This is a genomic window from Ensifer sp. (assembly GCF_035999135.1).
GTDB lineage: Bacteria > Pseudomonadota > Alphaproteobacteria > Rhizobiales > Rhizobiaceae > Ensifer.
This window is the reverse complement of record NZ_DASYGZ010000115.1, coordinates 1-14,053: the sequence shown is the minus strand read 5'-3', so window position 1 is coordinate 14,053 and position 14,053 is coordinate 1. Positions and strand designations below refer to the sequence as shown.

Genomic DNA, 14,053 nt, shown 5'->3' with positions numbered 1-14,053 from the left:
TTTATGAAAATAAATAGAAAAAACAAACGCCGCAGCGATGTTGCTGCGGCGCATCATGGAATTGTCAATTTAGAAGATTAAAAAATAGGCAGATTGAAGAATCTGCTCGTTTTCTATTCAGATGCCTTTTTCCGGATCAGCCCTTCCTGGGCGACGGAGGCAATCAGCACGCCGGAACGCGTAAAAAGGCTGCCTCTGGTCATCCCGCGGGCACCATGGGCGCTCGGGCTGTCCTGGGTGTAGAGCAGCCAGTCGTCCATCTTGCAGGGGCGGTGAAACCACATGGCGTGGTCGAGGCTTGCCACCTGCAGGTTGCGGTCGAAGACCGAGGTGCCGTGGGCGTAGAGCGAGGTGTCGAGCAGGGTCATGTCGGAGAGATAGGCAAGGATCGCCGCCTGGATGTGGCGCTCGTCCGGGACCGTGCCGACGGCCTTGACCCAGACGTCCTGGATCGGCTTGCCGTCGGTGCGGGTAAAGTAGTGTTCGAACGAAGCGGGGCGGATCTCGATCGGCCTCGGCCGCTCCCAGTAGCGACGGATCGCTTCGGGTGCATGGACAAGGAACTTCTCTTTCAGCTCCTGTTCGCCCGGCAATGTCTCGGGCATCGCGAGCTTGGGCATGTCGAACTGGTGGTCGAAGCCGTCCTCGTCGTACTGGAACGACGCCGACATCGAGAAGATCGCCTTGCCGTGCTGGATGGCGACGACCCGGCGCGTGGCGAAGCTCGATCCGTCACGGATGCGGTCGACTTCGTAGATGATCGGCACCGACGGGTCACCCGGCCGCATGAAATAGGCGTGCAGCGAATGGACGAAGCGGTCTGCATCCACGGTGCGCTGGGCGGCGACCAGCGCCTGGCCGATCACCTGGCCGCCGAAGACGCGTTGCCAGCCGACCTGGGGGCTCCGGCCGCGAAACAGGTTTTCCTCGAGCTTCTCGAGATCGAGAATGGCCAGCAGCGCATCCATGGGCGTGGCGGTCTCAGCGGGGCGCGACATTTTCGGCAGTCTCCGATGGTAGGAACGTCGATGGCATTGATCTATATAGACATAAAACGATGCTCAAGTGCGACGGAGAAAGCCGATGCTCGATGTCTTGATTGCCGGTGGCGGCTATGTCGGGCTTTCGCTCGCGGTATCCTTGAAGAAGGCGGCGCCGCATCTGGACGTGATGGTGATCGACGGTGCGCCGGAAGGCGCCTGGAAGAAGGACGAGCGCGCCTCGGCCGTGGCGTCGGCCGCCGAGCGCATGCTCGACGTGCTCGGCGTCTGGGATCAGATCGCGCCGGAGGCCGAGCCGATCCGTCGCATGGTGATCACCGATTCGAAGGCAGCCGATCCGGTGCGCCCGGTTTTCCTGACGTTTGACGGCGATGGCGGCGAGGGGCGGCCCTTTGCCCATATGGTGCCGAACACGGCGATGGTCGGCGCGCTCCGGGCCGCCGGCGAGGCGCTTGGCGTCGTCATACGTCAGTCGACGATGGTCGAGACCTTCAAGAGCGGTGACCATGCGGTCGCCGTGACGCTTGGCAGCGGCGAACAGCTGGAAGCGCGGCTGCTGGTTGCCTGCGACGGTGTGCGCTCGAAGCTGCGCGATGCCGCCGGCATCAAGACCGTCGAATTCGACTACGGCCAGGCCGGGATCGTCACGACCGTCGAGCATGAGCGGCCGCACGAGGGCACGGCAGAGGAACATTTCCTGCCGGCCGGCCCTTTTGCGACCCTGCCGCTCAAGAACAACCGGTCCTCGCTGGTCTGGACGGAACGCACCGAAGATGCCGATCGGCTGGTCAAGGGCGACGATTTCCTGTTCGAGGAAGAACTGGAACGGCGCTTCGGCCACAAGCTCGGCCACCTGAAGGTGGTCGGCGGCAGGCGGGCCTTTCCGCTCGGTCTCACGCTCGCACGCGACTTCGTCAAGCCGCGCTTCGCGCTGGCCGGGGACGCGGCCCATGGCATCCACCCGATCTCCGGACAGGGGCTCAATCTCGGCTTCAAGGATGTGGCAGCACTTGCCGAGACGATCGTCGAGGCGGACCGCCTCGGCCTCGACATCGGTTCGCTCGCCGTGCTCGAGCGCTACCAGAGCTGGCGACGGTTCGATACTTTCCGCATGGGGGTGACGACGGACGTGCTCAACCGGCTGTTCTCGAACGATATCACTCCGGTCCGGATCGCCCGCGACTTCGGTCTCGGTCTGGTCGATCGCCTGCCTTCGCTCAAGAGCTTCTTCATCCGCCAGGCGGCCGGAATCGCCGGCGAAACCGATCCGCGGTTGCTGTCAGGCCAACCGATCTGACGGTCAAAGCATCGTATCGATGAGTTTGCCCCTCTCCTCGGGTTTAACCCGAGGACTAACCCTCTCCCCGCAGGCGGGGAGAGGGGACCAGGCCGCGTGCGCGACGATGTTAACGTCAAAAGAAGAGGTTTTGCCCGTCGGCGTGCCACGCGTTTCCTTCTCCCCGCTTGCGGAGAGAAGGTGGCCGGCAGGCCGGATGAGGAGCAATTGCAAGGCTCTGCGCGACTCTGCGGGCCGCCCTCAATCCTCGATCTTGCGGGCCTCGGAGATCAGCATGATCGGCACGCCGTCGCGGATCGGATAGGCAAGGCGCGCCTTCTCCGAGATGAGTTCACCGGCCTCGGCGTGGTAGCTGAGGCGCCCCTTGGTCAGGGGGCAGACGAGCAGCTCGAGCAGTTTCGGATCGACCTTGCTGGCGTTCACATCCATTTGACGCCGCTCACTGCAGGATGCTGTCCATATCGCCGAAGTCGCGGGCAAGCACGATTTCGGTGATGGCGATCAGGGTTTCCGCGCGGGTCTTGAGATCGGGTGCTTCCAGCAGCGCCTGCTTTTCCGCCGGGCCATAGGGCGACATCATCGCCATGGAATTGACGAGCGTGCGGTTGCTTGCCCGCTCGACGCTTTCCCAGTCGGCCTTCAGCTTGTTGGCTTCGAGATAGGCCTTGAAGGCGGCAAGCAGCGCCGCCCGGTCGACGAGGGTCTCGTCGTCGCGGTTCTCGAGATCGGCGGCAAAGGGACCGATGCGGAAGCGGCGGTAGCCGCGCGTACCGGCGACCTCGGAAAACAGCCGGTAGCGGCACACGCCGGTGAGCGAGCTGATGTAGCGGCCATCGCCGGTCTCGGCAAAGGAGGTGATCCGGCCGATGCAGCCCACCTCGCAGAGCGCCTGCATCGGGCCGGTCGCCGTGTCGTTGCGGCCCTCGCAGAAGGATGGCTGCACAATGCCGATCAGGCGATTGCCGGACAGCGCGTCATCGAGCATGGCAAGATAGCGCGGCTCGAAGATGTTGAGCGGCAGCTGGGCGCCCGGAAGCAGCAACGCACCGGTCAACGGAAACACCGGAATGACCTCCGGCAAGTCCTTCGGACCGAGATAACGTGCATTTCCGACGTGCATTTCCGATAGACCCTGCCGGTATTCGCTCTTGCCCCGCCAAGGAAGCGTGGTCAGTCAGATCAAGAAATGGTGCGCTCCTCGAAAATCTCAAGGGAGGAACACGCCGATCTTCATGGATGAATGTGGATCTTGGTCCGATACGGTTGGGGGCGCAGACCGCCCCCATTCGATCCATGCCTGGCCGGGTCAGGAAAACAGGATCGACGACAGCTTGCGCCGGGCGGCGATCGTTGCCGGATCCTTCGGTCCCCAGACCTCGAAGAAAGAGAGGAGCTCGCGGCGCGCGCCGTCGTCGTCGAAAGTCCGATCGCGCTTCATGATCGTCAGCAGGTGATCGGCGGCAGCCGTCCGGTCGCCCTCGACGTTGCGGATCTTGGCGAGCAGCACGCGCGCCTCGTGATCGTCGGGATTTGCGGCCAGGCGGCGCTCGAACTCGTTGGGGTCGCCGAGCTTGCGGGCTTCCTCGATCTGGTCGAGCTTCTTGCCGATCGCCGTGATGCCGGCGTCCTTGGCGAGGTCTTCCGGCAGGCTGGAAAGCGCCTCGCGGGCTTCTGCGAGCTGGCCAAGCGCAATCATGCAATCAACCATGCCGGCGATCGCCACGACGTTTTCAGGATCGGCCTGCAGCACCGCGCCAAAGAGGCCGGCGGCGTTCTCAGCATCGCCGGCATCGATAAGGGCCTTGGCGTCGGCGAGAACCGCTTCGATCTCGGCCTTGCTGTCATCGACGGCGGGGCCGGCGATCTTTTCGATGAACTGCTTGATCTGGCTTTCGGGAACGGCACCCATGAAGCCGTCGACCGGACGTCCACCGACGAAGGCGATGACCGCCGGAATCGACTGGATACCGAGCTGGCCGGCGATCGACGGGTGATCGTCGATGTTCATCTTGACGAGCTTGACGCGGCCGGCGGCCTCGGTGACCACCTTTTCGATGACGGGTGTCAGCTGCTTGCAAGGGCCGCACCAGGGGGCCCAGAAGTCGACGAGAACCGGCTGTTGCCTGGAGGCGTCGAGCACGTCCTTGGTGAAGTTGGCGGTGGTGGTTTCCTTGATCAGGTCGCCACCGGCGGCAGCCGCCGGCGCCGGCTGGCCGAAGGAGGCCGCGCCCGTCATCTGAGTGCCGAAAGACCCTGCGTAGGGATTGTCGCTGCCCGTCATTCTTCTCTCCTCGCCGGCCCGTCGTCCAGCATACTGCATTCGCGCCAAAGATCGTATGTCAGGCCGTGACTTTCAAGACAAGCGGTTCGTGTCCGGTCGCTTCCATGAACCGCAACAGATCCCTGGAGGCGATCGAGGTGGTCGCGTCATTGGAAAGCGGATGGCAATTGACGATGTCGAATTTCATCAGCTCCTCGTCGAGGATCACCTTGACGTTGCCCTGCGTATCGTTGATCGCGCCGAAGGCGGTCACGGCGCCCGGAATGACGCCCAGATATTCCATCAGTTTTTCCGGCTTGCCGAAGGAGACCTTGCTTGCCGCGCCGATCACCTGGTGAACGGTCTTCAGGTCCACCGTCGCGTGTTCCTCGACGGTCAGCAGGAAGTAGTTGTCCTTCTTGTCCTTCACGAACAGGTTTTTCGTGTGGCCTCCGGGGATCTCGTCACGCAGCGCCACCGATTCGGCGACGGTGAAAACCGGTTCGTGCTGCTTGGTCTTGTGCTCGATCCCAAGTCCGTCGAGAAAATTGAAGAGGTCTTCGGCGGTTTTCGGCTGTGATTCACCCATGATTCTCATCCCTTGGCGTTCTTTTTCGATCCTGCTTTAGGGGAGAAGCCCATCGAGGCGCAATCTCACAGGCGGCGATGCTCGGCAAAAACGCGGCATTTCCGGGCTTTGCGAGGGGTCTCCCAAAAAATATTCGATTTCTCGTCATTTCCCTGTTGCATTCCAAAATCGCTTAGGCCATATACCGCCCGTCGCCGCAAGACAGCGCCGACGCCACGGTCCACCGACTACCCCCCGGGCCGAGGTTGATGAGCGGGTGTAGCTCAGGGGTAGAGCACAACCTTGCCAAGGTTGGGGTCGGGCGTTCGAATCGCCTCACCCGCTCCAATTTCTCCCAACCACTTGAAATGTAAGCGCATATCGACCGGATCACGGTCGCCGTCGCGCATCGGGATCTCGGCCGGGTTATCAACGTCGCGATGGTTCGCCGTTCTTCGCCGCCGCAATGAATGCGAAAACGGTGCGGCTGGCCACACCGTTTCCCAAACCCCTAAACCGGATCAGAATTTCATCGTCAGGCCGGCACGGAAGGTTCTCCCGGGCGCCGGCATCATGCTTTGGGCCAGCGGATCCAGATAATAGCGGTCGGTGAGATTTTCGACCGACAGGTTCAACACGGCATCCTCGCGCAGTTCGTAGGCCAGGAAGGCGTCGAAGACGGCGACCGGATGGTAATAGACCTGTGCAGCCGTGACATTTTTCTGCCAGGGCTTGTCGAGCTTTTCGACCGGGCCGCTGGTATAGGTCATGCGCCCGCCGATGGTCAGCGTTTCGTCGAGGAAACGGGCCCCGGCGGTGACGTTGACGGCAACCTTGGGCGGATTTTGGGTGTTGGCGTAGGAGCCGCTGAAGCCGCCGGGCGTGCAGTCGGGCGTGTTGTGGGTGGGTACGTACTGGCTGGCCGCCGCGCGCAGCTGTGCCGCGACAACAGGGTCGCACGTTTCGGCATTGAAATAGTAGGTGGTCGAGAGGTCGGCGAAGAAGCGACCCTCGTCGTAGTTGGCCTGCAGTTCCAGGCCGGACACCTTGAAGCTCTCGGCATTGCCCATCAGCATCATGCCGTTGCCCGCGGGGTTATAGAAGCGGGTGATGTAGTCGTCGATTTTTGTGTTGAAGTAGGCGAGCTTGAGGCCGGCGGTGTCGCCCGGCGTCAGGAGATCCGATGCCACGGTGCTTGCGCCGATTTCCCAGGCGCGGGACCGCTCCGGCTTCAGCGTGGCGGATTGCGTGACCTGGAGAGTCCCTTGCGAGGATTCGAACAGGCCCGGCATGCGTAACCCCTCGGTGTAGTTCAGATAGACAAGGGTGTCTTCAGTGATGTTGTGGCTGATGCCGAAGGCCGGCGCGAAGCCGCCGTCATCTCGCCTGAGCTGATCGCCATACTGATATTCCTTGACGAACTCGGCGACTTGCGGCGCATAGACCGTGGTAGAGCTGTATTTGAGATCGCTGATCTTCACCTCGGAATAATCTGAATAGGTGGTCGCATTGCCGCCATTCAGCAGCGGATTGGTGGCATCGGTGAACTTGCCGTCCTTGTCGGCGAACCAGGTGGCATTGGCCACCCAGTTGTTTCCATCCTTGAGCAGGATGTTTCGATAGGACCGCTTCTCGTAGATCGCCTGCGAATGCCGGTTGTTGTCCTGGCTGTTGAACCGGACGTAGCGCCCGCCAAGGCGAACCGAGAGCGCGTCGGTCGGCTGCAGCGTGAATTGTCCCGATAGGCTGCCTTCCTGGCGGTCGCCGTCGCGCAGGATCCGGTTGTTGTTGCGGTCATCAAGGGTGATGACGACGCCGTCGGCGGGCCGGATGGTCTCGTTCATGAACGAGGCCCCGAAATCGAGCGTCGCGGCACCAACGCCGGTGTCGAACTCCGCCCGGTTGCTGGCGTCGATGCCCCAGCGGCGGTTCGCCTGGCGAGCCCAGCCGTAGTCGTTGTCGAAATCGGAGCGTTGCGACCGGGGAACCATCGGCCCGCCGTTCAACAGTTCGCTGTCGGCATCGGTCATCCAGACGTTGGCCTTGACGTTGATCAGGTCGTTGTCGGCGGGGTCGTAGGCGTATCGGGCGTTCAGCGCGTCGATTTCCATCGAGCCGAGCGGCCACTGGCCGAGCGTGTCCTTGCTGCCGCGGAAGATGACCGAGGGCATGATTTCGCCGAAGCGGCCGTCGAAATGGCGATAACCGACATCGAGCGTCTGTTCGTCTGTCGGCCTGAAGGTCGCCTTGAGCAGCACCGATTCGGTGTTGCTCGAGGTGTTCATGACCTCTTCGCCCTCCTTGTAGACCTTGGCGACCGACTGCTCCTCGTAGAGATAGGTGCTGCCGTCCCAACGCCGCTGCGGCGTGAAGATGCGATAGCGGTCACGACCATGGGAGCCGGCGAAATAGTTGCCCTCGTTGCGTTTGGCGAAGGCGCCGACAAGATCGAAATAGTCGTTGGAGTAGGCGACGGCAGCGCTACCCGACTTGGCATCGGAATTGAAGATGTTGCCGCGATCGGTGCGGGCGTCGGCGCTGTGTTTTTCCCAGCGCGGCACGCCGCTTCGGGGTTCCTGCGGCGAGATGCCGTTGTCCGAGATGTCGCCCTTCAGCCTGACCCCGAAGCTCTCACCGTCTTTCAGAATGTCGGCAACACCGATCGTCTGCATCTCGACGGTGCCGCCGATAGCGCCCGAAGCGCCGGCGGCAAGGCTTGGGCCCTTGTTGATCAGGACGCCGCCGATCAGGTCGGGGTCGATGTAGCTGCGCTGTTGCGTGCCGGCATAGCCACGATAGGTGTCGAGCGCCTGCTGGCCGCCGTCGACGGTGACGGCGACGCGGCCCTGACCCTGGACCCCGCGAATGTTGACGTCGAGGCCGCCGCCGTTGCGGCTGTCGCCGACCTGAACGCCCGGTTGCCCCTTCAACATGTCGCCGGCGGTACGGTGGCTGAAGCGATCGATCGTCTCGGCGGAGATGTAGACTGTGGATTTGGGGGCCGTGTACACATCCTCGGCCATGCCGAGACGGCCGCCACGCACGGCAATGGCATCAAGCTGCGTTGTACCGCTCGGCAGTTGCGAGTTGTCGAGTGACGGCGCGTCGGCGCCAAGAACGGCGGCGTTGTCGCTGCTCAGATGGAAACGGATGCCGCTTCCCTGCAGCAGGCGTTGCAGCGCCTGCTGCGTGGTGTAGCGACCTTTAAGCGCGGTGGACGTGGTGCCCTGGCCGAGATCGGCGGGGCGGGAAATCTGCAGACCCGTTTGCCGGCTGAAGGCGCTGAGGGCACCGGAAAGCGGCTGGGCCGGGATGTCGAAATCATCGGTCGCCTCGGCCGTGCGGCTGCCGGCGGGGATCGACGATCCGCCGGATGTCGTCTGTGCCTCGAGCGTCGTGGTTGTCCAGAACATCGCCAGTGCTGTCGTCGCCATCAAACGGGTGCAGCGGGCGAGGCTTGAACGTCTTGCGTCATCGGCGAATGAGCGTACCGGTACCACGAATGCCATTTCAGTCTTCTCTCCTGATCTGTGGGCGCGCGAATGCGCGGCGCCCCAGAACGGAAGACAAAATGCGGGATGATTTTTTTCAGCTTTCGAGCCGGCCGCTCAAAAAAACTTGAATTTTTTTATCCTGTTTAATTACAGCCGGCTGACGACGCGCAAAAGCGGGGACAGGGACCGCACCTTCCCGCCATAGGGCCCCACCAGCGCGCGCAGAGCCTGATCGGGATTGGTGAGGTCGTAGATGCCACTGACCCGTCTGGTCGAGAGTGCGCGATCGGGAAGAGTGATCCAGGCCGGATGGTAACGCTGGATGATCTCGACGACCGTCCCGATCGTCTCGTTGGTGACAAGGAGGCGGCCTTCGCGCCAGCGCGCGACGTCGCTTTCAGCGATCGTCGCTCTCGTTCCTGCGCCGCTGGCGTGGTCGATGCTGATGACGTCACCAGGGTTCAGCGTTGCCTGCGAGCGCATCGCATCACCAAACCGCGTCATGACCAGCCCACGGGCGAGCGCCACTTCGGTTCCGGCAGACGTCATCCTGACGTCGAATGCCGTTCCCAGCACTTCGACCTCGACGCTACCCGCCGAAACCACGAAGGTGCGCCCATCCGGCACGACCTCGAAAAACGCTTCGCCTGCCAGAAGCGTAACCTTCCGCCCGCTGTCTGCGAAAGCGGATCTGATGGCGGTGTCGGCGGCAAGCACGACCGTGCTCCCGTCTTCGAGCTGGACCGTTCGCGTTTCGGCCGTCGTCGTCATTTCGTCGGCCTGAAGGCGAAGCAGGATGGCCGGGGCGAACACGAGGGCGACGCAGATCGAGAGGACGGCGGCGGCTGCTGCGAGCTTCGGGCGTGTGTTGAGACCGCGCCATGCAGGTCTTGACGATCGAGAACCGTGTGCCCCCGTCCTGCGGCCGGGGGTTTCGTCGCGTGCCGGGGAGAGGCGCTCGTATTGATCGGATGCAGCGCCAAGAGCGCCCCACATCGCCGTCGTCCGGTCCCAGGCGGCCCGGTGTGTCGCCGATTGCGCGCGCCACGCCTCGAACCGCCGACAAAGGTCCGCGTCCTGCGGCTGCTCGCGAAGCAGAAGCAGCCACTCGGCCGCTTCTTCGAGGGCCAAGGGCGTCTCGTCGCCGTTGTCGTTGCCAACTGATGTCATCGCCTAAAATAACTCTTTCCAGCACATGATGCAGGGTAAGCCGTTCCCGGAAGCACGGGCCATCTGCAATGCCTGCTAACCAATTCCGGTATCCATATGCTCGGCGAGGCGGGCCATCGCCGTTTTCAACTGACGATGGACCGTGGCGACCGACAGGTCGAGATGGTCGGCGATCTCCTGCAGCGTATAGCCGTCGAACCGATACATCTCGACGATCGTTCTGACATCATCGGGCATGGTTGCAAGGATCGATGTGACGCTGCGGACCTGGTCGCAGAAAAGGACATGCTGCTCGGGCGTGTCCATCGGCTGCGGTTGGCCCCAGAAGGGCAGGTTTTCGACTGCCTGAAGGCTTTCGTAGCGCCTGCGTTTTTTCAGGTTGAAGGCGAGGTTGCGGACAATGCGGATAAGGTAGGCCCGGGGCGACAGCGTGGTGTCGGCATGTTCCGGCGAGAAGCGAATGAAGGCCTCCTGGACCAGGTCCTCCGCCTCGGCGCGCGAACCGGCGATCAGCCGGGCATAGGCGAGAAGGGCGGGACGATGGGCGATATAGATCGCCTTCCGCTTGTCTTTGTCCCCCGCACTCATAGGCCAGCAGTCCGAATTCACCCGGACAGCACATGCCCTGCCCCAACGGACAATACTTAACTTTTTTACTCATGTATTTTCAAGCGATTTTTGCGGGGAAGGCCCGGTGTTCTGACGGCCCCGTCCGCATCAGCTCTTCATGAAAACGTAGTCCGTTTCCTGGTGGCGGGTCTCGCCCGGGCGCAGCACCGCGTTCGGGAAGCCTGAATGGTTGATCGCATCCGGCCACACCTGGGTTTCCAGGCAGAAACCGGCGAAGGGGCCATAGCGACGGCCTTCGAGGCCTGGGACGGGAATGTTCAGCTTGGCGCCGGTATAGAGCTGCACGCCGGGCTCGGTGGTCAGCACTTCGAGCGTCACACCGGAATTGATGCTGCGGGCCAGCGCCACCGAGTGTTTGGCCATGCGCTCGTCGGAGAGGCAGAAATTGTGGTCGTAGGTGATGCGTTCGCCTTCAGACTGGCGACGGAGCGGCGTCATTTCCCTGAGATCGAAGGCGGTGCCCTCGACGGCACGGATCTCGCCGGTCGGCACCTGCAAGTCGGTGGTCGGCAGATAATGGTCGGCAGCGATCATGATGTCGTGGCCGAGCGCGTCGGCACCGCCGTCGAGGTTGAAGTAGCTGTGCTGGCAGACATTGGCGAGCGTCGCCCGGTCCGTGCTGCTCTCGTAGACAACGCTCAACACGCCATCGGGCTTCAGTGCGTAGGTGCAGGTGACCTGACAATTGCCGGGATAGCCGGCTCGTCCGTCCGGATCGGTGATCACGAGCGTCACGCTGTCAGGCGCCTGGCGGGTGATCGTCCAGTTGCGCTTGCCGATATTGTCGCTGCCGCCGTGCAGGTGGGTGACGCCCTTTTCATTCAGCTCAAGCTGGTAGGTCTCGCCATCGAGCGTGAAGCGCCCGTTGCCGATGCGATTGGCGCATCGCCCTGGCGTTGCGCCGAGATAGGGCGAGTGGGCGAGATAGCTCTCGAGATCGGCGAAGCCGAGCACGAGCGGCGGCTCGTGGCCCTCGAGACGAAGATCCTGGATCACCGCGCCCCAGCTGAGCACGTGGGCCGTGAGGCCGCCGCCGGTGAGCACCACACGATAGACCGGCTCGCCGGATGGCAGGTGGCCGAAGATTTCCGTGTTCTGATGCATGTTCACCGCTGGCTCCCACTACGGCGCTGCGCGTCTCCCCAGATGCGCAAAGCTCGCCGTACACTTTTGAATTGCTGCTGGTTTTGCCCTTGGCTCGGTTCGTGTCCAAGGAAACATGCAGCGATGCGATCGCAGCAACCTGCGTCATTTCCAAGGGCACGGCAACCGGAAAATCATACTAAATGTCGCCATGCATCGTCTCCGGCGCGAGGGCAAAAACGCCCAGCTATTCAAGGTGCTACGGTGGCCTCTGCGGTCATGTCAGCGCGACAGCTGCTTGGTCGCGCCCTGTAGTCCGGCAAGCGTCAGGGGAAACATGCGCCCCTCGAACAGGCTTTTCACCATGGCGATCGACTGGGTGTAGCCCCAGTGCTGTTCCGGCACCGGATTGAGCCAGATCGAGCGCGGGAAGTGCGCCGTCAAACGTGACAGCCAGAGGGCGCCTGCCTCGTCGTTCCAGTGCTCGACCGAGCCGCCGGGATGGCTGATCTCGTAGGGGCTCATCGAGGCGTCGCCGACGAAGATGGCGCGATAGTCGCCGCCATAGGTGCGCAGCACCTCGGTGGTGCGGGTGATATCGACGCGGCGGCGGCGGTTGTCCTTCCACAGGCCCTCGTAGATGCAATTGTGGAAGTAGAAGTGCTCCATGTGGCGGAACTCGCCGCGGGCAGCCGAGAACAGTTCCTCGACGATCCGGATATGGTCGTCCATCGAACCGCCGACGTCGAAGAACATCAGGAGCTTCACGGCATTGCGGCGCTCAGGCCGCGTCACCACGTCGAGATAGCCGTGTTCGGCGGTGGCGCGGATCGTGCCGCCGAGATCAAGCTCGTCGGCAGCCCCCTGGCGCACCCAGCGCCGGAGCCTCTTCAGCGCCACCTTGATGTTGCGGGTGCCTAGCTCGACGGTGTCGTCGTAATCCCTGAATTCGCGCCGGTCCCAGACCTTGACGGCGCGGCGGTGACGCGACTGGTCCTGGCCGATCCGGACCCCCTCAGGATTGTAGCCATAGGCGCCGAAGGGCGAGGTGCCGGCGGTGCCGATCCATTTTGACCCGCCCTGATGCCGGGCCTTCTGCTCCTGCAGCCGCTGGCGCAAGGTCTCCATCAGCTTGTCGAAGCCGCCGAGCGCCTCGATCAGACGTTTTTCTTCCTCGCTCAGGTGTTTTTCCGCGAGCTTGCGCAGCCAGTCCTCGGGGATCGTGGCCACTTCGCCCTCTTCCATCGGGTTGACCGCTTCGAGCCCGGAAAAGCAGTGCTGAAACACCTGGTCGAAACGGTCGATATGGCGCTCGTCCTTCACCAGCGCCGTGCGGGCCAGATAGTAGAAGGCCTCGACGTCGAAGGCGGCGATGCCCGCCTCCATCCCCTCGATCAAGGACAGGAATTCCCGGAGCGTGACCGGGACCTTCGCCGCCTTGAGTTCGAGGAAGAAGGGAATGAACATCGCTCAGTGTCAGCTCTTTTTGGTACCGATCTCCTGGAGATCATAGGGTGTCGTCTGGTACATCTCGTTGATCCAGTTGCCGAAAAACAGATGGGCATGGCTGCGCCAGCGGTTCTGAGGCGGTAGGGTCGAATCATTGTGCGGGAAATAGTCGTGCGGCAGCTTGATCGGCACGCCCGCATCCACATCCCGGAAGTACTCGTCCGACAGCGAGGTCGAATCATACTCCACGTGGTTGAACATGTAGAGCCGGTTGCCCTTTTTCTCATGCACCAGGCAGACGCCCATTTCTTTTGATTCCATCAGGATTTCGAGGCTGGGCACCCTGTCGATGTCGGCACGGCGGACCTCGGTCCAGCGCGAGACCGGAACCGCGAAATCGTCGGAGAAGCCGTTGAGATAGACAGAGGAACGGTTGAGGTTCTGGTGGCGATAGACGCCGAAGGCCTTTTCCTTCAGCGGATATTTCGGCACGTCGTGGAAATGGTAGATCGCCGCCATCGCGCCCCAGCAGACGTTGAGCGTCGAATGCACGTTGGTTTCTGTCCAGTCAAGGATGCGCTTCAGCTCGTCCCAGTAGGTGACGTCCTCGTAGTCCAGCGTCTCGACCGGGGCGCCTGTTATGATGAAGCCGTCGAACTTGCGGGCGCTGACCTCTTCCCAGGTCTCGTAGAAGGCGAGCAGGTGATCTTCCGAGGTGTTCTTTGCCCGGTGGGCGCCGATGCGCACCAGCGACAGTTCTACCTGCAGCGGCGAGGCGCCGATCAGGCGCGCCATCTGGATCTCGGTCTTGATCTTGTTCGGCATGAGGTTCAGGAGCCCGATCTGGAGCGGGCGGATATCCTGACGGATCGCCACGGTCTCGGTCATCACCCGCACACCCTCGGTCGCGAGGGTTTCGAAGGCAGGCAGCGTATCGGGTATCTTGATGGGCATGGGAGCTTCCACTCGATCAATACAAAAAAACCGGCGGCGATTGATCGCGACCGGTCCTCGGAAATCCAACTTTCCTCGGCCCTTTAGCGACTTGTTTAACGTGGCTGCAAGCCGGCCGGCCAAATCACCACGGGGAATTTGATAGCG

General features: G+C 62.5%; 12 protein-coding genes, 1 tRNA gene and 1 riboswitch. Of the genes, 2 read left to right on the top strand and 11 right to left on the bottom strand.

From position 1 onward, the window contains the following. Window positions 1–113 precede the first annotated feature (113 nt). Window positions 114–998, bottom strand: a complete 885-nt coding sequence (tesB, locus tag VGO12_RS13695) for an acyl-CoA thioesterase II (protein ID WP_327513298.1) — start codon at window positions 996–998, stop codon at window positions 114–116. Window positions 999–1,083: 85 nt separating this feature from the next. Here tesB and VGO12_RS13690 point away from each other — a divergent pair, with 85 nt between their 5' ends. Continuing rightward, complete coding sequence (locus VGO12_RS13690; RefSeq protein WP_327513297.1) at window positions 1,084–2,298, top strand: ubiquinone biosynthesis hydroxylase; 1,215 nt, start codon at window positions 1,084–1,086, stop codon at window positions 2,296–2,298. Window positions 2,299–2,538: 240 nt separating this feature from the next. Here VGO12_RS13690 and VGO12_RS13685 read toward each other — a convergent pair whose 3' ends face one another. From VGO12_RS13685 to VGO12_RS13670, 4 genes are all read right to left on the bottom strand, one after another. After that, on the bottom strand, window positions 2,539–2,727 hold the full coding sequence (locus VGO12_RS13685) for a Trm112 family protein (RefSeq protein WP_077500831.1): 189 nt from the start codon (window positions 2,725–2,727) through the stop codon (window positions 2,539–2,541). A gap of 10 nt (window positions 2,728–2,737) precedes the next feature. Next, window positions 2,738–3,418, bottom strand: coding sequence for an LON peptidase substrate-binding domain-containing protein (locus VGO12_RS13680; protein WP_327513296.1), 681 nt, complete (start codon window positions 3,416–3,418; stop codon window positions 2,738–2,740). A gap of 186 nt (window positions 3,419–3,604) precedes the next feature. Next, a complete protein-coding gene (gene trxA / locus VGO12_RS13675) occupies window positions 3,605–4,579 on the bottom strand; it encodes a thioredoxin (RefSeq protein ID WP_327513295.1) in 975 nt (324 codons plus the stop codon). 58 nt (window positions 4,580–4,637) lie between these two features. After that, a complete protein-coding gene (locus VGO12_RS13670; RefSeq protein ID WP_327513294.1) occupies window positions 4,638–5,147 on the bottom strand; it encodes a prolyl-tRNA synthetase associated domain-containing protein in 510 nt (169 codons plus the stop codon). Between the two features lie 252 nt (window positions 5,148–5,399). Between VGO12_RS13670 and VGO12_RS13665 the strand changes: the two genes are divergently transcribed. Continuing rightward, window positions 5,400–5,474 (top strand) — tRNA-Gly (locus VGO12_RS13665). 173 nt (window positions 5,475–5,647) lie between these two features. Here VGO12_RS13665 and VGO12_RS13660 read toward each other — a convergent pair. The 6 genes from VGO12_RS13660 to metA form a co-directional block, all read right to left on the bottom strand. Continuing rightward, window positions 5,648–8,635, bottom strand: coding sequence for a TonB-dependent receptor (locus tag VGO12_RS13660; RefSeq protein ID WP_327513293.1), 2,988 nt, complete (start codon window positions 8,633–8,635; stop codon window positions 5,648–5,650). A gap of 132 nt (window positions 8,636–8,767) precedes the next feature. Beyond that, a complete protein-coding gene (locus VGO12_RS13655; protein ID WP_327513292.1) occupies window positions 8,768–9,790 on the bottom strand; it encodes a FecR family protein in 1,023 nt (340 codons plus the stop codon). A gap of 75 nt (window positions 9,791–9,865) precedes the next feature. After that, window positions 9,866–10,378 carry an RNA polymerase sigma factor gene (locus VGO12_RS13650; RefSeq protein WP_327513291.1) on the bottom strand — a complete coding sequence of 171 codons (513 nt, stop codon included), beginning with the start codon at window positions 10,376–10,378 and terminating at the stop codon, window positions 9,866–9,868. Between the two features lie 129 nt (window positions 10,379–10,507). After that, a complete protein-coding gene (locus VGO12_RS13645; protein ID WP_327513310.1) occupies window positions 10,508–11,524 on the bottom strand; it encodes an aldose epimerase family protein in 1,017 nt (338 codons plus the stop codon). Between the two features lie 261 nt (window positions 11,525–11,785). Continuing rightward, window positions 11,786–12,970 carry a VWA domain-containing protein gene (locus VGO12_RS13640; protein WP_327513290.1) on the bottom strand — a complete coding sequence of 395 codons (1,185 nt, stop codon included), beginning with the start codon at window positions 12,968–12,970 and terminating at the stop codon, window positions 11,786–11,788. 9 nt (window positions 12,971–12,979) lie between these two features. Beyond that, window positions 12,980–13,906: a homoserine O-acetyltransferase MetA gene (gene metA, locus VGO12_RS13635; RefSeq protein ID WP_327513289.1), complete on the bottom strand. Its 927-nt coding sequence runs from the start codon at window positions 13,904–13,906 to the stop codon at window positions 12,980–12,982. A 63-nt stretch (window positions 13,907–13,969) separates the two neighbouring features. After that, window positions 13,970–14,047: riboswitch (SAM riboswitch) on the bottom strand. Between the last annotated feature and the right edge of the window lie 6 nt (window positions 14,048–14,053).

What these genes read in the sequence shown, in the direction of transcription:
- tesB (WP_327513298.1), bottom strand. Translation starts at nt 998, where the DNA reads ATGTCGCGCCCCGCTGAGACCGCCACGCCCATGGATGCGCTGCTGGCC.
- VGO12_RS13690 (WP_327513297.1), top strand. Translation starts at nt 1,084, where the DNA reads ATGCTCGATGTCTTGATTGCCGGTGGCGGCTATGTCGGGCTTTCGCTC.
- VGO12_RS13685 (WP_077500831.1), bottom strand. Translation starts at nt 2,727, where the DNA reads ATGGATGTGAACGCCAGCAAGGTCGATCCGAAACTGCTCGAGCTGCTC.
- VGO12_RS13680 (WP_327513296.1), bottom strand. Translation starts at nt 3,418, where the DNA reads ATGCACGTCGGAAATGCACGTTATCTCGGTCCGAAGGACTTGCCGGAG.
- trxA (WP_327513295.1), bottom strand. Translation starts at nt 4,579, where the DNA reads ATGACGGGCAGCGACAATCCCTACGCAGGGTCTTTCGGCACTCAGATG.
- VGO12_RS13670 (WP_327513294.1), bottom strand. Translation starts at nt 5,147, where the DNA reads ATGGGTGAATCACAGCCGAAAACCGCCGAAGACCTCTTCAATTTTCTC.
- VGO12_RS13660 (WP_327513293.1), bottom strand. Translation starts at nt 8,635, where the DNA reads ATGGCATTCGTGGTACCGGTACGCTCATTCGCCGATGACGCAAGACGT.
- VGO12_RS13655 (WP_327513292.1), bottom strand. Translation starts at nt 9,790, where the DNA reads ATGACATCAGTTGGCAACGACAACGGCGACGAGACGCCCTTGGCCCTC.
- VGO12_RS13650 (WP_327513291.1), bottom strand. Translation starts at nt 10,378, where the DNA reads ATGAGTGCGGGGGACAAAGACAAGCGGAAGGCGATCTATATCGCCCAT.
- VGO12_RS13645 (WP_327513310.1), bottom strand. Translation starts at nt 11,524, where the DNA reads ATGCATCAGAACACGGAAATCTTCGGCCACCTGCCATCCGGCGAGCCG.
- VGO12_RS13640 (WP_327513290.1), bottom strand. Translation starts at nt 12,970, where the DNA reads ATGTTCATTCCCTTCTTCCTCGAACTCAAGGCGGCGAAGGTCCCGGTC.
- metA (WP_327513289.1), bottom strand. Translation starts at nt 13,906, where the DNA reads ATGCCCATCAAGATACCCGATACGCTGCCTGCCTTCGAAACCCTCGCG.